Here is a 19,010-nt window from a genome sequence, read left to right on the forward strand (position 1 = left end):
CCGCCGCCCAGGTCACCGAAGGCCGGACCGTGATCGTCGCGCGGTCACCATCGACCACCTACGGCGCGTTGCGCACGTTGCGCGGGCTGCTGATCGGGGTGATCAGCGGCGCCGTGCTGATCACCGCCGTCGCCAGCTGGCTGTACGCCCGCGCCGCGCTGCGCCCGATCGACCGGGTCGTCGAGGCGGCCCGGGCTGTGCGGGACAGCCACGACGTCAGCCGGCGGGTTCCGCACCGCGGGCGGGCCGACGAGATCGGCCGGCTCACAGACACGTTCAACGAGATGCTCGCCGAGCTGCAGCAGCTCTACACCTCACTGGACAGCTCGAACCAGCGGATGCGCCAGTTCCTCGCCGACTGCTCGCACGAACTGCGGACCCCACTCACCTGCATCCAGTCCACAGTGGACACCCTGGCGCGAACCGGAGACGACGACCCCGGCTTCGCCGCGCAGGCGCTGGCCGACATCGGCGCGGAAACGGATCGGATGGCACGCATGGTGCGCCAACTGCTGATCCTTGCCCGCGCCGACGCAGGCGCCACGATCGAGCCCCGCCAGGTCGAACTCGGCACCGTGCTGGACACCGTCAGCGGGCAGGCCGCCAGAATGGCCGACGGCCACACCTCATCCTGCCCCCACCCGGCACCCTGGACGGCGTGATCGCCCACGGCGACGCCGACCACCTCGCCCAACTGCTATTGATCCTGCTCGACAGCGCCGTCAAGTGCACCCCGCCGCCGGGCGAAGTCACCCTGACCACCCAAACCAACGGCGGCCAGGCACGAATCAGCGTGACCGACACCGGACTCGGCATCCCCGACACCGACACCCAGCGGATCTTCGAGCGCTTCTACCGCGGCCGCAACGCCGGGACCACGACTGGTACCGGGCTCGGGCTCGCCATCGCCAACTGGATCGTCGACCAGCACCACGGCCGCATCGACGTGCACACCAGCGCCAACGGCACCCGATTCACCGTCACCCTGCCGCTCGCCGGCACCCGAACGTGAATTCCGGTGGTGTCCGACTGCATGGGCTTGCCATTGGGTCCACACTGGGATTGTCGCTCGATCTCTCGACGTGAGAGGTGTGTCGTGGACGTCATCGTGCTCATCGGCCGCGTTCTTTTCGCCGTGTTGTTCCTCGGTTCGGGCTTCGCGCACCTGACGCAGCGCGAGGCCATGGTCGGCTATGCGCAGTCGAAGCGCATTCCGCTCGCGAAGATCGCCGTGCCCGTGACCGGGTTGCAGATCATCATCGGTGGCCTGATGGTGTTGCTCGGGGTCTGGGCCGACCTCGGCGCACTGCTCCTGGCAGCGTTCCTGCTGTCCACCGCCGTTCTCATGCACGGTTTCTGGGCCGATACCGACCCGCAAGCCAGGCAAGGCGAAATGACCCAGTTCATGAAGGACACCGCACTCGCCGGTGCCGCGTTGATGCTGTTCGCATTCTTCGCGTCCCACGACGACCTGGGCCTGACCATCACCGGGCCGCTGTTCTCGCTTGATTGACCGATTCCGGCACTCGTACTGGCAGCGGTGCCCGCGTACGATGGGCTCGCGTCGCCGGGCGCTCCCAGTCCGCGGGGAAGGGACGATCCCACCGGCTCGGGATTGCCGTTCATCGACGGACCTCGCCCGCTGACGCGGACACGGGCATCGGAGGTTCGCCGTGCCTGAATTGCCACCGCGCCCATCGTTGGAGTATCTGCGCAAGCTGGCCAAGCAGCGGAAGCGGGAACGGTCGAGCACGCTTGGCCGCGCGCAGTTCGAACTGGCCCGCGAGTACGGGTTCGACAGCTGGCCCACGCTCGTCCATCACATCCAGACCCTCGCGCTGAGCCCGCTCGAACGCGGCTTGGTGCTCGCTGACGAGCAGGCCCTCGACGGTATCCTGCGCGCCGATCCGTCGGCTGCCACCGAGGAAGTCGCCGGGCTACCGCCGTTACTGGTAGTGCTGCGCAGATCCGCCAGTTCTGCCCACCAGGTGCGCTCCTGCGCCCGGCTGCTGCTGGACACGGGAGCCGACCCGGACAGTCACACCGTCGAATGGGACGGCCAGGGGCGGATGTCCGCGCTGTTCGCCGCCGTTGACCGGCACGACGCGACCCTGGTGCGGCTACTGCTCGACGCGGGCGCGACCCGGGACGAGGACGCGTTCTACCACGCCTGCGAGCAGTCCGACACCGCACTTCTGGATCTGCTGTACGCGCCGGGCCACGAGAACCTGGTCAACCACAAGCTGGACTTCGAGGACGCCGCCGGGCTGCGCTGGTTCCTCGATCGCGGCGTCGACGTGAACGCCAACCGGTGTCTGCACCACGCGATCAGCCGCGGCCGCGGCCCGGAGATCATCACGATGCTGCTGGACGCGGGCGCCGGCGTGAACCTGCCGTGGGACCGCTGGGATACCGGCCGCCTGCCGTTGGCGCTCGCGGCCCGCTGCGGTCACCTCGCCGCCTACGAGCTGCTCGCGGCTCGCGGCGCCACCGCCGAGCTGGACCCGGTGGACGCCACCGTGCTGGCGATCGCGCGCGGCGAATCCGTGCGGGTGCCGGACGCGCCGCCGCCCGTGAAAGGCGTGCCATCCGGTCGGCACGGGTACGGCTGGATCCTCGGTCAGTTCGCGCTGCTCGGCCGAACCGGCGTGGTGCGGTCCCTGCTGGACGCCGGGATGGATGTCGATACCCGCGGCTGGAGCAACTTCACCCCGCTGGACCAGGCAGCCATGCACGGCCGAACCGAGGTCGTGCGGCTGTTGATCGAGCGCGGCGCCAACCTCGACGACCGCGCCTTCGACGAGGAGGGCCCGACACCACTGGACTGCGCACTCTGGGGCCTGCGGAACAACCGCGCGTCCGACGGCGACTACCCGGGAACCGTCGAGGCACTGCTCGCGGCGGGTGCGCCCACACGGCACACCGATCCCACCGGTGATGAGGCGATCGATGCCCTCCTGCGGCGGTACGCGGCTGAGTAGCGGTTGACGCTCACCCCGGGGTGAGGCAATCCCTTGCGGCCATGACCGGAGCGACAACAGAAAGGCGCAGGGCGATCGGCCCTCTGGGCACGACCGCCCGGGCACTGCTGGGCGGCGCGATGCTGGTCACGCTGATCGTCGGCCACGCGACCAAGGGATGGCGGCCGTGGCCGTGGTTGCTTGCGCTGGTGGTTTTTCACGCCGTCCTGATCGCGGTACAGGCGATCCGAGGTCGCCGGAATCGCCGCCCGTTGCGAGCGACTGGGCCGGTGAGTCACACGGTCAACATCGCGGTGTTCCTGGCGCTCTGGCTGACCCCCTCGACGCACCCGCGCTCGCCGTGACCAGCGATGCGACCGTGATCTTCTACGGAGCATCGATGCTGCTGGCCGCCGCGCGAGGGTACGCGGGATGCGAGGTACTCGCCGTGTCGAACTTGCTGCTCCGCCGCGACGACCAAGTCGGCTGCGTGGTGTTCGCACCGGTGGATGCGATCGAGCGCGCACGAGCCCGTTCCTGATCGTCGACTGCCCGGGGATGACAATTTAGGGTTGTCCCGATCATCGAGACAACCTAATATTGTCGATGTGGATGACGCCGCGTTGGATCCGGAGCGGTTCATCAAGCTGGCCGAGGCCCGCGGGGGGTGGACCTGACGCGTTGGAGGCACTCGCCGCGGCGTCGGCCGTGCAGCGGGAGCTGGGCGACGTCGCCGATCAGGTGATGGAGCACTTCGTTGTCGCGGCCCGCCGGGCCGGGCTGTCGTGGACCTCGATCGGCGAGCGGCTGGGAGTGTCGATGCAGGCTGCCCGGCAGCGGTTCGGCGACCGGCCATTGACGGTGCTCGGCGGGGAGCTGGAGATCCGGCCGCGTCTGCAGGTTTGTCTGGACCAAGCGCGGGAGGCCGGAGCGCGCGACGGCGTGGACGAGATCGACAGCCAGTACCTGCTGCTCGGACTGCTGCATGTCGGGGTCGCCGCCGCTGCCCTGGACCGGTTGGGGGTGACCAGGGAACGGGTGATCGAGTCGAGCGGTCGGCTGTTCGGTCCCGTAGTCTCCTCCGGCACGGTCGAGCCGGGGTGGACGCCCGACGCCGAGGAAGCGATCCAACGGGCACGGGGGCTGGCTCGCGAGCGCGGCCACGGCTACGTCGGCACGGAGCACCTGCTGCTCGTGCTCGCCACCGATCCGGGATCGCAGGCACGACGCGTGCTGCAAGATCTCGGCGTGGGTGTCGCTGACATCAAGCGCGAGTTGGAAGACGTCGTGTGTCCGGCGCCATCGCGGCGCCGACGCCGGCGACATCGCGACGCGCAGCCGTCGTGTTCGTTCTGCGGGAAGGCCACCCCCAGCGTGCGCCTGGTGGGCGGACCTGGCGTATGTATCTGCGAGAGTTGCGTGCGCGGGGCCGTGGACGAACTGTCGGCGGGGGGGCTGATCGTCGACGTGGCCGGCCCGAGTCGTTGATCAGCGGTCATCTCGCAACTCGATGCGGTCCAGCTCCTCGCCACCGACTGCGCGGGCGGAGCGGACTCCGCTCGGTCTCCCGAATCCGGCGCCGCTGTGCGCTGACCGCGCCCGCGTGCTCACTGGCCGGGGATTACCGAGCAAAGGGGTAACGGCTGCGTCTCCGGGCTCGAACTTGCAGGCAAGTCGCCGCGCCATTCCAGCTGGTCTCGGGCGGCGGCTCGCATGATTTAAGGAGTTCCCATGATCACGTTACGAATAGGGGAATCAAACCAGCACCGCCGGTGGGCGAGGCGGATCGCGCAGGCGATCGGCTTGACGCTCGGGCTGGTGGCCGCCGCTCTGGCGGCCGCGACACCGGCGTCGGCGGCTACGTCGAAGGCGGCGTACAGCTGGCATGTCGCCGACCAGTTGCTCGAGGACGCGGTGGGTTCGCCGCCGGTGGCGATCGCCGCGGCGCCCAACGGTGACACCATCGAACTGGACGGCACGGGCGTCATGGACGTCGCCGCGAAGACCGCCAGCGGTGGCGGCGCTGTGACGCACAAGAACGCCACCGGCGCCGTGCTGGCCACCGGAACCTTCCAGGCGACCAGGCTGACCAGCTTCCAGTTCTACGGCTGCCAAGACCTCGGACTCGGGGTCCCCCTGTGCGGGGGGCTGGCGAAGCTCGAGGTGACGATCCATGTGGATGGCACGAACCTGTCGTTCCCGTCGATCTTGTCCATCGACTGCCTGATCGGCGACAAGATCCCCGCCGGCGCTGACACTCCGGCCCGGCACGAAGGCATCAAGCTCAACGTCAAGGATGTCATCAACTTCAACCACACCCACCACAGCGGTTTCACGGTGTTCATTCCGCAGTGAACCGTGCGCACGCGGAACGGGCCGAGGCCGGCTGACTCCGGCCTCGGCCTCCGTGCTGCTCCCTCAGTGCAGCAGCTCGCCGAACTCGGCGATGCCTTTGCGTAGTGCGGTCGCCTGGTCGAGTACGTGGCCGGAGACGTCGGGATGCCCGATCGCCCAGGTGCGGGCGGCGTCGGCGGTGGTGAAGAAGTTGATGTTCCCGCAGGATCGGTCGACCGACGGGCAGCACGGGTCGTCCGTCGATCCGCCGAACACGACCGCCGTCTCGGGAGTCCAGCCGGCCCGGTCGTGGTCCACCTCGACGATCACGATCTCGCCGCTGCCGGGCTCGGTCGCGGTGATGATGACCGGACGGTCCAGCATCGCGGACATGCCGAGGGCGTCGATCGCGCACATCGCGAACACGGTCGGCCCACCCGCCCAGGTCACGGTGATCGCGGTCGGGTGCGGGGAGAACGGGTAGGCCGCGCGGAGTTCGCCTCGCACGTCGACGGCCACCACATCGCGTTCGGTGAGCTCGGTGAGCACCGGCGCCGGATCGAGGCCGTGGTCGCGCGCGAACCGTTCGAGCTCGGTGTGGGAGGGGGCCTCGCCGGTTTCGGCCATGGTGGCCAGGATGTGCCGGTGGACCTCGCGGGCCCCCGGCGTCAGCCCCACGGCGGCACTCGCCTTGTTCAGTCCGAGCCCGGGCGGTTGGCTCATCGCCACTCCTCGGCGTCGTAGCGCGTCAGGGCCCGCGCCAGCCCGCGGGCGACCGGGAATCCGTCGTCGAGGGGCAAGATGTCGATGTCGTCGCGGCCGGCGGACCACCGCTCGGCCTGGGCACGCGATGGGAAAAGGAAGCTGTGGTGGCAGAAGCTGCCCCAGATCGCGGTGGTCGAGCTGAGGTCGACGTGCTCGCTGTCCCGTCGCGGCCAGGTGATCACCGCGCCTGCCGGGTCGGCGTCGGTGATGCCGTCCGGGCCCGCGTGCAGCCGGACGACATCCCGGGTACCCGGCGCGGTGGACTCGATGGTGACCTGCTTGCCGAGCAGCGCGGCGAAGATCAACGTGTCCATCGCGCACCATGCCCACATGCGGGCGCCGTCGATGGTCAGCTGGTGGGCGGTCGGGTGGTAGGTCAGGCCGAGCCCGATCACGGTGCCGTCTGGGTCGCGTTCGGTCCAGGCCGCCAGGGTCGCGTCCGCGGTTTCCCGGTTGATACCCAGGTCCGCGATGGCGGCATCGACCCGATCGCGGGCGACGGGCTTGCCCTCGGCCAGCAGCCGCAGCATGCGGGTGAGAAGTCGCGCCGTGTCGGGGCCGAGGTCCAGGGCGCCACCGGGCTTGGTGAGGTCGGCGAGGATTCGGCTTGTCTCGGTGTTGATCATGATCGGCTCCGGGTCTTGAGTGCCTGTTCACCGACCGTATGGTCTGACCCCGGGGTCAGAGTCAAGCTCAGGTCGCGGGTCGCCGGTCCAGCACGCGTGGTTGGCGGAGAGTTCGGCCCGATGGGTGCGTTCGAAGTGGTCGATGCGCTCCACTGTCCGCCGCAGCTCGGCGATGCGCGTGGTGAGGCGTTTCCGGGACACGTGCAGGAGGTCGGCAAGGCGCGGGCCGATCGGGTTGCTGCCGCGGTGGAGGTAGGCGTCGGTCAGCCGGCGGATCTCGGCCACCGTCAGCCCGAGCCCCCGCAACCGGCCGATCGACTCGACACACCACAGGGCGTCGGAGTCGAACAACCGGTAGTTCGTGGGACTACGGCCGACCGTGTAGATCAGGCCCCAGTCCGTGTACTGGCGCAGGTTCTTGATCGGGACACCCGTTCGCCGGGACAGTTCCCCGACGGTCATCAGCCCGTTGTTCGTCATGGCTTCGCTCGTGTCACGAGGCGCAGCAGGACAGCTTGGCCACGTCGCGGGTGAAGGTCTGGGCGGCGAGCTTGATGCCCTCGGCCATGGTCAGGTAGGGGCACCACAGGTCGGCCATCTGCCGCACGGTCATCTGGTTGGCCAGCGCGTAGACGGCGGTCGCGATCACGTCGCCGGCGCCCTCCGCGATCACATGTGCGCCGAGCAGGCGGCCGGTGTCGCGGTCGGCGACGAGCTTGATCAGGCCGCCGGTGTCCCGGTTGACCAGCGCGCGCGGCACGTACTCCAACGGCAGCACACGGCACTCGCACCGGTATCCCTGTGCGACGGCTTGGGCGTCGGTCAGCCCGGCGGAGGCGATGGCGGGGCTGGTGAAGGTCACCCGTGGCAGGTGGTGATAGTCCAGCGTCCGCCCGGCCCCGCCGTCGACGTCGTCGAAGGCGTTGTCCGCGACGAGCGTGCCGTGGGCTCCGGCGACGTAGACGAACTGCGGGTGCCCGGTGACGTCCCCGGCGGCCCAGATCCGCGGGTTGTCCGTACGCAGATACTCGTCGACCACGACCTCGCCTCGCGATCCAACCGTCACCCCGACCGCGGTCAGGTTCAGCCCATCGGTAACCGGACGCCGTCCGGTGGCCACCAGCAGTTGCTCGGCCCGCAGTTGGGTGGGTTGCCCGTCGGTGCCGGCGAGAGCGACGCGGTAGCCGTCGGCAGACCGGTCCACGCGGGTGATCGTGCCGGCGGTGACAACGCCGATGCCTTCGCGGGTGAACACCTGCTCGATGATCTCGCTGATCTCGGACTCTTCTAACGGCGCCAGGCGCGGCAACGCCTCGATCATGATCACCTCGACGCCGAGCCGGTTCCACAGCTGGGCCTGTTCCAGGCCGACGGCGTTTCCCCCGATCACGATCATCGACGCCGGCAGCGTGTCAAGTTCCATCGCGGTGGTCGAGGTCAGATACCCGGCCCCGGCCAACCCGTCGATCGGCGGTGCCCACGGCGTCGAGCCGGTGGCGATCAGGTAGTGCTCGGCCCGAGCCGTCGTCCGGCCGCCGTCGGCCAGGTCGACCTCCAGCGCCGGGCCGGACTCGGTGGTGGCGAAGCGGGCGGTGCCGTCGAGGATGTCCCAGCCGTACTCGGCGGCCAGGTCGGTGTACTTCTCCGCCCGCAGCGACTCGACCAGCTCTCGCTTGCCCGCGATCACGCGGCCGAAGTCGACGCCGAACGGGGACACGCTGATACCGGGGAACCGGCCGTCCAGGCTGACGTGACGGGCCTCGGCCGCGGCCAGCAGCACCTTGGACGGCACGCACCCGGTGTTCACGCAGGTGCCGCCCACTGTGTCGCGCTCGATCATCACCACCGAACGGCCCTTGGTACGGGCCGCGATCGCCGCCGCGAACGCCGCGCCACCGGAACCGATCACGGCCAGGTCGTACCGCATCTCCCACACCCTCCCATCAAACGTATTCGTCCAAACGGATACGTTTGATGGTAACCTCGTATCCGTTCATCCGCATATATGAGAATGGCGAGAACATGGCCGCTGTTCCCCAGCCGACGACCCCGCTGCTGCCCACCGAGCCGAACGGGGTGGACATGGTGGCCAAGTTCTTCCGCGCGCTGGGCGACCCGGTCCGCCTGCGGCTGCTGGAGTTCCTGCTGCACGACGAGCACACCGTCACCGAATGCGTCACCCACGTCGGCCTGTCCCAGGGGCGGGTCTCCGCCCACCTGGGATGTCTGTCGGACTGCGGCTACGTGCAAGTGCGCCGCGAGGGCCGCTTCGCCCACTACACGGTGACCGACCCGCGGGTGGCGGAGCTGGTGCTGCTGGCCCGGTCCCTGGCCGCGGACAACGCGGCCGCTCTGGCCGCATGTATACGCATCTCCAGCGAGCGGTGACCGAGCGCGGGGCGATCGCATGAACGGCAACCGAACCCACCTGCTGACCACAGCGGGCCTGGTCGTGCTGCCGATCATCTGCTGTGCGCTGCCAGTGCTCATCGCGACCGGCGCCCTCGCCGCGGCCGGCTCAGCCCTCGGTGACCCTTGGGTAATCGGTGCGGCCGCCGTCGCGTTGCTCGTCCTCGTCGCCTATCGCGTTCGCGGCCGTCAGCCCACCTCCGCCGACGACTCGGCCTGCTGCCAGCCCGAACCGGCGGCCGACGACCCAGACTCCTCGAGCGAACCGAAGGAGAACTGATCCGGCGGCACCCGCGGCCGCACTACCGCGTTCGTGATCGCTCGACCGCGTCCACCGGGCCGAACACCACGCAGCCGATCTGATCATCTCGGCGCAGCAGCCAGTTCGACACGGCCAGGACCTCGCAACCCGCGTAGCCGCGAACGGCGGCGAGCAGCATGGACGCCCCGTAAAAGATCAGCGCGGCGTCGCTGGTCGCCGCGAGCGCCGACGCATAGTAGGGCGTCAAGTACACCGCAAGGAACACCACGACGTTGACCGCGAAACCCACCGGCCCGGTCGCCCGCAACGGCGAAACGCCCCGGCGAGCTCGAAGCGCCTGCGCCACCATCAGGACCCCGGGAAACGCCAGCAGCGCGAGCAGCCACGGCACCGGCCGCCATCCGTTGCTCATGTGGCCGGCGATCACGCTGGCCAGCAGCGCGCCGCCCAATACCACCCGCGCGGCCGTGCCGAGTGGACCGATCGCTCGACGCCGGGTGGCGACCCGCTCCCCGGCCGCCCGGTTTCGGGAACTCTCGTTCGCCGAGTGAGTCATGCCGTGACGCTATGGTCTCCCCCCGGGGTGAGAGTCAAGCCGGCGTGTACGGCCGGCAACTCCCGTCGGCCAGGCAGCCCTCGAACTCCTGCGCGACATACGACATAAGCTTCCTGGCTACCGTCTACTGTCGGTCGGCGCGTCGTTCGGCCTCAGCTCGCACGTCGCGGAAGGTGTCCGCGACGACCTGCTCCCAGCGGCAGGCGACGGCCGCGCCCCACCACTGGCCGAGCGCCCACAGGTCGGTGCCCAGCTCGCCCTCATACCGCAACCGGGTGCCGAATGGCTGGTCGGTGAGCAGGAACTGTTCGCTCACCTGCGGCACCGGCCCGCGCACCAGCCTGAAGTCGATCCGGTCCGGCCGGGTGAACCGCACCGTCTCCACCGTGATGGCCACCGGCCCGCGGCTGACCGGGGTGCGGTGCGCGGCCAGCACCATGTCGCTGCCGCGCTCCAGCACCGTCAGCTTCCCGGCCATCGCCCGCGTCGTCCGACCAAGGTAGGGCTCGGCCAGCACGTCGAACACCACCTCCCGGGTGGCGCGGATGTCGATGGTCTGCGGGCCCAGCGGCCGTGTTCGCCGGCCGACACCCAGATCCAGCGGCGCCGCGGCGGTCACCAGCCCCAGGTAGATCCCGGTCAGGCCGGCACCGACGGCTCCGACGGCTCCGACGGCCAGCGATCTGGACATCCAGCCCAATGGCTTACCCCTCCCAGGCTTACGCGAACGTACCCCGAGGATCCGCCGGTATCGCCGTTCGCGTCAGCTCAGCGCTGGATGGGGCATAGGAAGTCGTTCTCGGGCACCCGGCTCACGGTCACCGCACCCACTGCCGCCGCGGCCAGCACAGCGGACTCGGAGGTGAGCAGATAGGGCGTCACGTTCCAGGTCACCGCGAAGAACTTCCAGTCGCCGCCGTGGTAGCCCGAAGAGCCCGGCCCGACGGCAACGACACCCTTCTGACCGGCGACCCCACCCATGATCGCGTAGAAGTTGTCGCGCCCGGCGTCAGGCGTGGCGGCGGGCGGGACGACGGTACGCACCACGGCACCGTCGAGATAACAGCAACCGGCGGGGAACACGAACGGCGGCGAGCTTGCGGACGCGGTCACCGGGAGCCCGAACGTGAGGATCAACAGCAAACCCGCGAGCAGCGGGGCACGAGATCTCATCGCGATTCTCCTTCCATGACAACGAATCGACGCTACGCGCGGCTGGCACGGCCTCACCCCTCCAGCGCCTTACGAAGTACTTACGTGCACGTCGACTGGAAGATCATCCGGCGTGCTTGGCCAGGCCCTCGGGGTCGAGGATGTCGATGGCGGCGTAACGGACGCCGACGAGTCCTTCGCGTTCGAGCTCCTTGAGGATCTTGTTCACCGAGGGGCGTTGCACACCGAGCATCGCGGCCAGGGTGCGCTGTGGCAGCGGGACCTGGCCGTCGACGACTTCGTCGAGCAGCAGCCGGGCGACCTGCGCGGTGAGGGTGCGGCCGAGCAGTCCGAGCAGCCGCATCTGGCTCGCCGCAAGCCGCTGGGCGACGCTGGACAGCCAGCGGCGGGCGATGGGCAGGCTGGTGGCCAGCAGATGGTCGAAGTCATCGGCGGTCAGCGACAGCAGGGTCGTGTCGTCCAGCGCGCGGGCGGTGTAGGGCAGGGGCGTGCCCAGCAGCAGCTGGATATCGCCGTCCACGTCACCGGGGCGCAGCACGCCCACGACTGTGCGGCGACGTCCTGAGCCGACGGACAGTTCGACCCGCCCGTGCTGGACGATCCACACCGCGCCGACGGGTCGGCCGCCGTGGAAGATCACGGTGCCGCGTTCGATCCGGTGCTGTTTCAAGGTGGCGGCCAGCGCGGTGAGCGCGTCGGGGGTCAATGGGGCCGCGTCGCCGCGCCCGACGCACCGGGCGACCCAGGCGGCATGCCGGATGGCCGCCTCGTCCGCCGGTGCGCTGCCGAGTACCCGCATCGCGCGGTCCAGGGCGGCCCGAGTCGAATCAGACCAGGGCAGCCGCGAGCCCATGAGTTCATGGTGTCACCGTGCTGACAGATTCGGACAGCCAGAGCAGTCGATGTGGTTGGCTGGTACGCGATGAGTGAGACCCCGGCGCCGGCGGCTTCCACCGGCGGCCTAGGACGGATCGACTGCCGATGTGGCGGATGGGTCTGGCCAGCGGCCTGGTCGGCATCCTGTGCTGCGTCGGCCCCACGGTGCTCGCGCTGGTGGGCATCGTGAGCGCCGGGACAGCGTTCGCGTGGGCGACCAACCTCTACGCCAACTACGCCTGGTGGTTCCGCCTTGGCGGGCTCGCCGTCCTCTCCGGTCTGGTCTGGTGGTCGCTGCGCCGCCCCGACCAGTGCAGTGTCGCCGGGGTGCGGCGCTGGCGATGGCGGCTGCTCGGCGTGCTGGCCGTCGCCGTGGGCACCTACGTTTCCTTGTACGCCCTGACCACCTGGCTGGGCACCTTCGCGTGACCGCCCGCCGGCGGTTGTGTCAGCTGCCTGACACAGCACGCTGCGCGCTGGCGGCCGGAGGCGTTTCATGGACGTGGGCGGAGGTGGTGCCCGATGACGAGGATTGCCGAACCTCGAACACCGTCCCGACGGCAGTTCCTCAAGGGTGTCGCCGTCCTTGGCGGCGGCGCGCTCGCCATCTCCGGTGGTGCGGCGCTCTGGCCGTCGAGCGACAGGAACGGAACGGTGCCCAGCGCGTCGCCGGCCCCTGGTGAGCCGCCTTCGCCGGAGGTACTGGTCGACGCGATCACCGAGGGTGGCCCGGGTAAGGACGGCATCCCGGCGATCGACCGCCCCCAGTTCGTCCCCGCCGGCCGGGCGGACTTTCTCAGCGACGACGAGCCGGTGTTCGGCCTGATCCACCGCGGCGAGGTCCGGGCCTATCCGCAGTTCGTACTGGTCTGGCACGAGATCGTCAACGACACCGTGGCCGGGCAGCGGATGGCCGTCACCTACTGCCCGCTGACCGGCACGGTGATCGGGTTCACCGGAGTGCGCGGCGGCCCGGAGCTGACCTTCGGCACCACCGGCAACCTGGTCAACTCCAACCTGCTCATGTACGACCGGCAGAGCGAGTCGGAATGGCCGCAGCTGATCGGTGCGGCCATCCGCGGCCCGCGCAAGGGACAGCGGCTGGGCACCGTGCCGCTGGTGTGGGCCTCGTGGAAGGCTTGGCGCACAACGCATCCCGACACCAAGGTGCTGTCCACCGAAACCGGGTCGCTGCGGAGCTACGGCAAGGACCCGTACGGCTCCTACCCGCGACGCTCCGGCTACTACGTCGAGGGCCGCCCGATCTTTCCCGTGCTGGCAACCGACAACCGGTTCCCGGCCAAGGAGGTCGTGATCGGGATCAGCACCGGCGAGCGGACGGTCGCGGTCCACCGGGAGCTCGTGCGGCGCGCCAGGTCCGTGCCCGTCGCCTTGGCCGGGGCACACGTCACCGCGGTGTGGGACGAGGCGCTGGACACCGTCCGTGTCACCGGCACCGATGACGCAGCCGACGTGCTGGATGCGATGTGGTTCGCCTGGTACGCCTTCCACCCCGATACCCAGGTCCTCCGGTGAGCCGGCTGGTCACCGCGGTGGCCAGGGTCGGTGACGCGGCCGACACGGCGCTGGCCGCCGTCCGCGCCACACCCCGGCGCACCGGCGCCGCTCTCGCGGTGCGCCGCTACCGCCTGGCCGGGATCGTCGCCGCGATCGTGGCGCTGGTGCTGTACCTGCTGGCCATCGGAGACATCGCGCTCGGCGGCCGATCGGCTGCCACGTGGATCGAGGTGGTCCCGGACTGGACCGAGCGGCTGTTCCACGCGCGGGCGCCCTACCTGTTCGAGCCCGTCCTCGCGATCCAGCCGCTGCCGTGGCTCACCGTCCTGCTCAGTCCGGTCAACCTCGTCCTCGGCGGCCTGCTCGCCGGGCTGGTCGGGCTGAACCTGACCGTGGCCGCGTACGCGGCCCATGTGACATCGTGCCGGCGCACCGGCTACGGCCGCCTGCTTGCCGCACTGCCGGCACTGCTCACCGGCGTCGCCTGCTGCCTTCCCCCATTCCTTCTCGTGCTGGGCAGCGGCACCGCGGCGGCGCTGCTGCCCATCGTGGTGCCGCTGCGCATGGTGTTCTATCCGCTGTCGCTGGTGCTCCTGGCCATCACCCTGGTGTGGGGCGCCCACCGGCTGGCTTCTCCGCGATGAGCAGCCCGTAACCGATGAGCCCGTCGGCCACGGCCTGCTTGGCGAGTGCGGTGTAGCGCAGCACGGCGTCGGTGTCCACGCCCGCCTGGGTGAGGCGGTCGGCGGCGGTCATGCGCAGCACGCAGAGTCTGGCCTCGATCTGGTCGATCATCCGCACGATCGCGTCGTCATGGGCCTCGGTGCGCACGGTCCGCAATCCGGCGCGGGCCAGGATCTCGGTGTACTCCCGCACCGAGCGAGCATCGGCGATGCAGGCCACCCAGGCGGCCATCGTTGTCAACCCGTCCGGCAGACCCGCTTCGGCCACGGTGACGTCGGTGATGCCCACCCGCCGCCGGGCCGCAGCACCCTGGCGAACTCCGCGGCGGCCGCGGCTTTGCCGGGGAAGGTGCAGAAGGCGCACTCGCACACCAGGGCGTCGAACGTGTTGCCGGGCAAGGGAAGCCGCTCGGCATCCCCGAGATGGAACCGAACCTTCCCGGAGAGCCCCGCCTTGTCCGCCGCGGCGCGTGCACGCTCCACTGTGGACTCACTGAGGTCGACGCCGTCGACGGTGACGCCGTACTCGACCGCCAGCGCGCATGCGGTCGCTCCAGGGCCGGCAGCGATATCGGCGACCCGATGCCCGCTCCGCCGGGACCGACGGCTGTGCCGAACGGATGCTGCACACCTGAACCCCCGGGTCTCCGGGCTCGAGCCGGTCGCATCCGTAGATCAGCAACATGTATCGCACAGCGTTCCTCCCACCAGGTCCCGGTTCCTCCCACCAGGTCCCGACGTCGTCGCCCCAAGGACGGCGGAACCGTCCCGGACTCGGCATCGTCGTGGAGATTCGTCGTAGCACCGATCCGCGCGGTACGCGAGTCACTCACCGGTCTCCACCGAGAACCCGCCGCGCGCCCACTCCGGGTAGCCGTCCTCCAGACGCGCCGCCTGATAACCGCGCCGCCGCAGTGTGCGCACCGCGTCATCGGCGTACACGCAATACGGACCGCGGCAGTAGGCCACCACTTCTCGGTCCTTGGGAACGCCACGGACCCGGCGCTGGAGCTCGTCGATCGGCAGCGACACCGCGCCGTCGATGTGCCCGGAACGGAACTCGGCGGCCGGCCGCACGTCGAGCACGACCACGTCGCCGCGGCGCAGCCGGTCGGCCAGCTCGTCGCGGGACACCGTGCGCAGCGAGGATCGGTCACCGAGGTAGGCCGCGGTGAGCCGGTCCAGTTCGGCGACATGCGCGGCGGCGACGTCGCGGACCGCCGCCCACAGGTCGAGCACCCGCTCGCCGGCCAGCGAGTAGTGGATTCGGTTGCCGTCGCGGCGGGTGCTGACCAGCCCGGCGCGCAGCATCTGCTGCAGGTGGTGCGAGGTGTTGGCCACGCTCTGCCCGATCTCCGTGGCGATCTCCTCCACCGAGCGCTCGCCCTGGGCCAGCAGGTCGACGATCTCGGCCCGCCTGCCGTTGCCGAGCGCCTTGGTGACCTGCGCGAACCCGTCGAACAGTGCGTCCTTCGCCAGCCGGTCGCTCATCGCCGCACCCCTTTCCTCCGCACCTATTATTCTATTCAAACAATCGCTTGACAAGCGACCGATGGTGAGCGGACTATTCAAACATTCACTTGAACAGGTCCGGCAGGGCCTCGGAAACAGAGAGGGGGTGGGTTGCGATGGCGACCGAGTCCGCGCACCTACCCGCAGTATCGGCACAGTCCGCGTTGCGCGCCGGGTCGGCGGTGATGAGCCTGGCCGGTATCGGCTTCATCGGTTACGCGGTGATCTTCTTCGTCCGCAACTTCACCGACTCGTTCCTTGAGCTGGGCATCGGATCCTCGGAGGTCAGCGTCGGCAAGACCCAGATCGAGGCGTTCTCCCCGTCGCTCTACCACTACATCAGTCACCTGCACATCGCGGTCAGCGGCTTCATCGCCGCGGCCGGCCTGGCCGTGGCGTGCCTGGCGTGGTTCGGGGTGCGCCGCGGCCAGATGTGGGCCTGGGTCACCGCCGTGGCCGTGCCGGTTCTCGCCCTGGCCGTCGCGCTGCCCGCGCACTACCCGTGGGGCTTCGACACCCTCGGGCACCTCGGGCTGATCTACCTCGACACGCTGATCTTCGTCGCCGGAGCCGCGCTGGCCTACTACGGCCTTGCCCGGTCCCGCAAAGAGAGTTGAATGCCTGTGATGGACGACGACACCGTGGTCGTTCCGCTGGTCGACGAGGGCCTGGGCAACTCCGCCTACCTCGTCGACCTCGGCGACGGCCGGGCGCTGGCCGTGGACGTCAGCCGCGACCTGCGCGAGGTACACCAGGTCGCGCGGCGGCGCGGGCTGAGGATCGCGTTCGCCGCGGACACGCACTTGCACGCCGATTTCCTCTCCGGCGCGCTCGACCTGGCCGCTACCGAGGACGCCCGCGTACTCGCCTCCGCGGCCGGTGCGCGCGAGTTCGTCCACACCGGACTGGCCGACGGGGACGAGGTCGACCTTGGCGGCCTTCGGCTGCGCACGCTGGCCACCCCCGGCCACACCCATGAGCACGTGTCGTTCCTGCTGCTGGACGGGGACCGTCCGCTCGGCGTGTTCACCGGCGGCTCGCTGATCGTCGGTGCCGCCGCCCGCACCGACCTCGTCTCCCCCGACCAGACCGAGCGGCTCGCCCGCGCGCAGTACGCCTCACTGCGGCGGCTCACCACCCTGCCGGACGAGGTCGCGGTGTGGCCCACGCATGGCGCCGGATCCTTCTGCTCGGCCCCGCCCGGCGCCGAACGCACCAGCAGCATCGGGCGGGAGAAAGCCACCAATCCGTTGCTGCGCACCGAATCCGAGGACGAGTTCGTCACCACGCTGCTCGACTCGCTCGGCAGCTACCCGACCTACTTCCAACGTCTCGCCGAGATCAACCGGCGTGGCCCCGCCCTGCTCGGCGGCGCACCACAACTGTCCACAATGGACGTGGTGGCGGTACGGGGACTGCTGGCGGGCGGGGCGTTGCCTATCGATGCGCGGCCGGCCGAAGCGTTCGCCGAGGCGCACATCCCGGGCGCGTTGTCGATCCCGCTACGGCCGGCGTTCGCCAGTTGGCTCGGCTGGCTGGTCTCCGACGAACGGCCGCTGATCATCGTCCGGGACAGCGACCAGGACCCGGGCGAGATCGCCTGGCAGGCAGCCAAGATCGGCTACGACAACCTGGCCGGGGAACTCGCCGGTGGCATGGCCGCGTGGACCGCCGCCGGCCTGGACACCGCGCACACCCGGCTCGTCCACGCCGACGACATCGGCGCCCGGCACGTGCTCGACGTCCGGCAGGACACGGAGTTCACCGCCGGACACCTGCCCGGCGCCACCCACATCGAGCTCGGCCACCTGCCCGCCAACACGGCCGACGTGCCGCGCGGGCCGACGTTGGTGATGTGCGGGCACGGCGAGCGCGCCACGACCGCGGCCAGCATCCTCGAACGGGCCGGGCACCGGGACCTGACGATCCTGCGCGGCGGCGTGGACGACTGGACGCGGGCGAGCGGCCGGCGCCTGGAGACGGGCGCGTGAGCGTCACGCCGCAACTGGGGCTGCGCGCCAACCTCCCCCAGTTCAGCCTGCTCGTGGCGGTCAACGCGCTGGTCGGCGGCGTGCTCGGGCAGGAACGCAACGTCCTGCCGTTGCTGGCCGAGCAGCAGTTCCGGCTCACCGCGTACACCGCCCTGCTGACATACGTACTCGCCTTCGGCATCACCAAGGCCGCCACCAACTACGTCGCAGGCACCCTGTCCGACCGGTACGGCCGCAAACCCGTACTGCTGGCCGGCTGGCTGATCGCAATCCCCGTCCCGCTGCTGCTGATCTGGGCCCCGAACTGGGGCTGGATCGTGGCCGCCAACGTGCTGCTCGGCATCAACCAGGGCCTGACCTGGTCCACCACGGTGATCATGAAGATCGACCTCGCCGGGCCGCACCGCCGCGGGCTGGCGATGGGGCTCAACGAAGCCGCGGGCTACTTCGCCGTCGCGGTCACCGCCGCGGCCACCGGCTACCTCGCCGCCCACTACGGCCTGCGCCCCGCGCCGTTCCTGCTCGGCGCCGCCTACGTCGTACTCGGCCTCGGCCTGACCACGATCTTCGTGCGCGAGACCCGGGACCACGCGCTGCTGGAGGCCGAGAGTCACACCGCCCGCGCCGACGGACGACACGACCACCTGCACGCCAAGCTGACCAACCGCGAGGTCTTGCGCCACACCAGCCTGCGCGAACCCGCACTGTCCGCCGCGAGCCAGGCCGGAATGGTCAACAACCTCAACGACGGCCTGGCCATGGGCCTGTTCCCGATCCTGTTCGTCGCCGCCGGGCTGTCCATCACCGACATGGGCATCCTCACCGCGCTCTACCCCGCGGTCTGGGGCCTCGGGCAGCTCGCCACCGGACCACTGTCCGACCGGTGGGGCCGCAAACACCTGATCACCGCCGGAATGCTCGTCCAGGCCGCCGCACTCGCCCTGATCGCCCTCGCCGACACGTTCACCACCTGGGCGGTGGCCGCGGTCCTGCTCGGTGCCGGCACCGCGATGGTCTACCCCACCCTGCTCGCCGTCATCGGCGACGTCGCCCACCCGGCCTGGCGGGCCCGCGCCGTCGGCGTCTACCGGCTCTGGCGCGACAGCGGATTCGCCGTCGGCGCCATCGTCTCCGGCGTCGTCGCCGACCTGTGGGGCCTGCGCGCCGCGGTCTGGGTGGTCGCCGCGATCACCGCCGCATCCGGGCTCGTCGTCGCCGCACGCATGTACGAAACCCACCCGCGACATCCGGCCGAGGACACGCCATGACCCGCCGGATCTACCCTGGGCCACAACGCCACCACACCCGTCGATCCGCACGTGGCCGAGGCGATGCTGCCGTACCC

At 70.1% G+C, this 19,010-nt stretch carries 27 protein-coding genes; 16 read left to right on the forward strand and 11 right to left on the reverse strand.

Annotation, left to right across the window (positions count from 1 at the left end; translation table 11 throughout):
* The 8 genes from ACRDSQ_RS30125 to ACRDSQ_RS30160 form a co-directional block, all read left to right on the forward strand.
* Nucleotides 1-662, forward strand: a 662-nt coding sequence (locus ACRDSQ_RS30125; RefSeq protein WP_431425748.1) for a histidine kinase dimerization/phospho-acceptor domain-containing protein, incomplete at its 5' end; no start/stop codon positions are given.
* Nucleotides 659-1,012 carry a sensor histidine kinase gene (locus tag ACRDSQ_RS30130; RefSeq protein ID WP_431425749.1) on the forward strand — a complete coding sequence of 118 codons (354 nt, stop codon included), beginning with the start codon at nt 659-661 and terminating at the stop codon, nt 1,010-1,012. The genes ACRDSQ_RS30125 and ACRDSQ_RS30130, both read left to right, overlap by 4 nt.
* Before the next feature lie 84 nt (nt 1,013-1,096).
* Nucleotides 1,097-1,513 carry a DoxX family protein gene (locus ACRDSQ_RS30135; protein ID WP_431425751.1) on the forward strand — a complete coding sequence of 139 codons (417 nt, stop codon included), beginning with the start codon at nt 1,097-1,099 and terminating at the stop codon, nt 1,511-1,513.
* Nucleotides 1,514-1,673: 160 nt separating this feature from the next.
* Nucleotides 1,674-2,981: an ankyrin repeat domain-containing protein gene (locus tag ACRDSQ_RS30140; RefSeq protein ID WP_431425752.1), complete on the forward strand. Its 1,308-nt coding sequence runs from the start codon at nt 1,674-1,676 to the stop codon at nt 2,979-2,981.
* A 41-nt stretch (nt 2,982-3,022) separates the two neighbouring features.
* The gene (locus tag ACRDSQ_RS30145; RefSeq protein ID WP_431425754.1) at nt 3,023-3,325 is read left to right on the forward strand and encodes a hypothetical protein; all 303 of its coding nucleotides are present in this window, start codon (nt 3,023-3,025) and stop codon (nt 3,323-3,325) included.
* Entirely contained in the window at nt 3,322-3,501 is a 180-nt protein-coding gene (locus ACRDSQ_RS30150) for a hypothetical protein (RefSeq protein ID WP_431425756.1), read from the forward strand. Before ACRDSQ_RS30145 ends, ACRDSQ_RS30150 begins: the two co-directional genes overlap by 4 nt.
* Before the next feature lie 140 nt (nt 3,502-3,641).
* Nucleotides 3,642-4,448, forward strand: coding sequence for a Clp protease N-terminal domain-containing protein (locus ACRDSQ_RS30155; RefSeq protein ID WP_431425757.1), 807 nt, complete (start codon nt 3,642-3,644; stop codon nt 4,446-4,448).
* Nucleotides 4,449-4,691: 243 nt separating this feature from the next.
* Nucleotides 4,692-5,315 carry a hypothetical protein gene (locus ACRDSQ_RS30160; RefSeq protein WP_431425759.1) on the forward strand — a complete coding sequence of 208 codons (624 nt, stop codon included), beginning with the start codon at nt 4,692-4,694 and terminating at the stop codon, nt 5,313-5,315.
* A 63-nt stretch (nt 5,316-5,378) separates the two neighbouring features.
* Here ACRDSQ_RS30160 and ACRDSQ_RS30165 read toward each other — a convergent pair whose 3' ends face one another.
* From ACRDSQ_RS30165 to merA, 4 genes are read right to left on the reverse strand one after another with little or no spacing between them, the layout of a single operon-like run.
* Nucleotides 5,379-6,017 carry an alkylmercury lyase family protein gene (locus ACRDSQ_RS30165; RefSeq protein ID WP_431425761.1) on the reverse strand — a complete coding sequence of 213 codons (639 nt, stop codon included), beginning with the start codon at nt 6,015-6,017 and terminating at the stop codon, nt 5,379-5,381.
* Entirely contained in the window at nt 6,014-6,685 is a 672-nt protein-coding gene (merB, locus tag ACRDSQ_RS30170) for an organomercurial lyase (protein WP_431425762.1), read from the reverse strand. Before merB ends, ACRDSQ_RS30165 begins: the two co-directional genes overlap by 4 nt.
* Nucleotides 6,686-6,712: 27 nt before the next feature.
* Nucleotides 6,713-7,165 (reverse strand): MerR family transcriptional regulator, encoded by a 453-nt coding sequence (locus tag ACRDSQ_RS30175; RefSeq protein WP_431425764.1) that lies wholly within the window; start codon nt 7,163-7,165, stop codon nt 6,713-6,715.
* Between the two features lie 13 nt (nt 7,166-7,178).
* Nucleotides 7,179-8,612: a mercury(II) reductase gene (gene merA / locus ACRDSQ_RS30180; RefSeq protein ID WP_431425765.1), complete on the reverse strand. Its 1,434-nt coding sequence runs from the start codon at nt 8,610-8,612 to the stop codon at nt 7,179-7,181.
* 95 nt (nt 8,613-8,707) lie between these two features.
* On the opposite strand from merA, the gene ACRDSQ_RS30185 reads away from it, so the two are divergent.
* Both ACRDSQ_RS30185 and ACRDSQ_RS30190 read left to right on the forward strand, forming a co-directional pair.
* Nucleotides 8,708-9,073: an ArsR/SmtB family transcription factor gene (locus ACRDSQ_RS30185; RefSeq protein ID WP_431425766.1), complete on the forward strand. Its 366-nt coding sequence runs from the start codon at nt 8,708-8,710 to the stop codon at nt 9,071-9,073.
* Nucleotides 9,074-9,092: 19 nt separating this feature from the next.
* On the forward strand, nt 9,093-9,374 hold the full coding sequence (locus tag ACRDSQ_RS30190; RefSeq protein WP_431425768.1) for a hypothetical protein: 282 nt from the start codon (nt 9,093-9,095) through the stop codon (nt 9,372-9,374).
* Nucleotides 9,375-9,396: 22 nt separating this feature from the next.
* On the opposite strand, the gene ACRDSQ_RS30195 is transcribed toward ACRDSQ_RS30190, so the two are convergent.
* The 4 genes from ACRDSQ_RS30195 to ACRDSQ_RS30210 all read right to left on the reverse strand — a co-directional run bounded on the left by ACRDSQ_RS30195 (nt 9,397) and on the right by ACRDSQ_RS30210 (nt 11,938).
* Entirely contained in the window at nt 9,397-9,912 is a 516-nt protein-coding gene (locus tag ACRDSQ_RS30195) for a hypothetical protein (RefSeq protein WP_431425770.1), read from the reverse strand.
* A gap of 124 nt (nt 9,913-10,036) precedes the next feature.
* Entirely contained in the window at nt 10,037-10,603 is a 567-nt protein-coding gene (locus ACRDSQ_RS30200; protein ID WP_431425772.1) for a hypothetical protein, read from the reverse strand.
* A gap of 77 nt (nt 10,604-10,680) precedes the next feature.
* A complete protein-coding gene (locus tag ACRDSQ_RS30205; protein WP_431425773.1) occupies nt 10,681-11,085 on the reverse strand; it encodes a hypothetical protein in 405 nt (134 codons plus the stop codon).
* Nucleotides 11,086-11,188: 103 nt separating this feature from the next.
* Nucleotides 11,189-11,938, reverse strand: a complete 750-nt coding sequence (locus ACRDSQ_RS30210) for a Crp/Fnr family transcriptional regulator (protein WP_431425775.1) — start codon at nt 11,936-11,938, stop codon at nt 11,189-11,191.
* Between the two features lie 137 nt (nt 11,939-12,075).
* Between ACRDSQ_RS30210 and ACRDSQ_RS30215 the strand changes: the two genes are divergently transcribed.
* From ACRDSQ_RS30215 to ACRDSQ_RS30225, 3 genes are all read left to right on the forward strand, one after another.
* Nucleotides 12,076-12,390 (forward strand): hypothetical protein, encoded by a 315-nt coding sequence (locus ACRDSQ_RS30215; protein WP_431425777.1) that lies wholly within the window; start codon nt 12,076-12,078, stop codon nt 12,388-12,390.
* 93 nt (nt 12,391-12,483) lie between these two features.
* Nucleotides 12,484-13,497: a DUF3179 domain-containing protein gene (locus ACRDSQ_RS30220; protein ID WP_431425779.1), complete on the forward strand. Its 1,014-nt coding sequence runs from the start codon at nt 12,484-12,486 to the stop codon at nt 13,495-13,497.
* The gene (locus tag ACRDSQ_RS30225; RefSeq protein WP_431425781.1) at nt 13,494-14,123 is read left to right on the forward strand and encodes a hypothetical protein; all 630 of its coding nucleotides are present in this window, start codon (nt 13,494-13,496) and stop codon (nt 14,121-14,123) included. Before ACRDSQ_RS30220 ends, ACRDSQ_RS30225 begins: the two co-directional genes overlap by 4 nt.
* Here the strand turns inward: ACRDSQ_RS30225 and ACRDSQ_RS30230 are convergent.
* The 3 genes from ACRDSQ_RS30230 to ACRDSQ_RS30240 form a co-directional block, all read right to left on the reverse strand.
* Nucleotides 14,080-14,451 carry a hypothetical protein gene (locus ACRDSQ_RS30230; RefSeq protein ID WP_431425783.1) on the reverse strand — a complete coding sequence of 124 codons (372 nt, stop codon included), beginning with the start codon at nt 14,449-14,451 and terminating at the stop codon, nt 14,080-14,082. The two genes, ACRDSQ_RS30225 and ACRDSQ_RS30230, sit on opposite strands and share 44 nt — an antisense overlap.
* Entirely contained in the window at nt 14,400-14,732 is a 333-nt protein-coding gene (locus ACRDSQ_RS30235; protein WP_431425792.1) for a class I SAM-dependent methyltransferase, read from the reverse strand. The genes ACRDSQ_RS30230 and ACRDSQ_RS30235 overlap by 52 nt, the downstream gene beginning before the upstream one ends.
* 255 nt (nt 14,733-14,987) lie before the next feature.
* Nucleotides 14,988-15,653, reverse strand: coding sequence for a metalloregulator ArsR/SmtB family transcription factor (locus ACRDSQ_RS30240; protein ID WP_431425785.1), 666 nt, complete (start codon nt 15,651-15,653; stop codon nt 14,988-14,990).
* A gap of 137 nt (nt 15,654-15,790) precedes the next feature.
* Here ACRDSQ_RS30240 and ACRDSQ_RS30245 point away from each other — a divergent pair, with 137 nt between their 5' ends.
* The 3 genes from ACRDSQ_RS30245 to ACRDSQ_RS30255 are packed head-to-tail and all read left to right on the forward strand — an operon-like array spanning nt 15,791 to nt 18,933.
* Nucleotides 15,791-16,291 carry a hypothetical protein gene (locus ACRDSQ_RS30245; protein ID WP_431425787.1) on the forward strand — a complete coding sequence of 167 codons (501 nt, stop codon included), beginning with the start codon at nt 15,791-15,793 and terminating at the stop codon, nt 16,289-16,291.
* Between the two features lie 9 nt (nt 16,292-16,300).
* The gene (locus ACRDSQ_RS30250) at nt 16,301-17,665 is read left to right on the forward strand and encodes an MBL fold metallo-hydrolase (RefSeq protein WP_431425788.1); all 1,365 of its coding nucleotides are present in this window, start codon (nt 16,301-16,303) and stop codon (nt 17,663-17,665) included.
* Nucleotides 17,662-18,933, forward strand: a complete 1,272-nt coding sequence (locus ACRDSQ_RS30255; protein ID WP_431425790.1) for an MFS transporter — start codon at nt 17,662-17,664, stop codon at nt 18,931-18,933. The genes ACRDSQ_RS30250 and ACRDSQ_RS30255 overlap by 4 nt, the downstream gene beginning before the upstream one ends.
* Nucleotides 18,934-19,010: the final 77 nt, after the last annotated feature.

This window comes from Actinokineospora sp. (assembly GCF_050699995.1).
Taxonomy (GTDB): domain Bacteria; phylum Actinomycetota; class Actinomycetes; order Mycobacteriales; family Pseudonocardiaceae; genus Actinokineospora.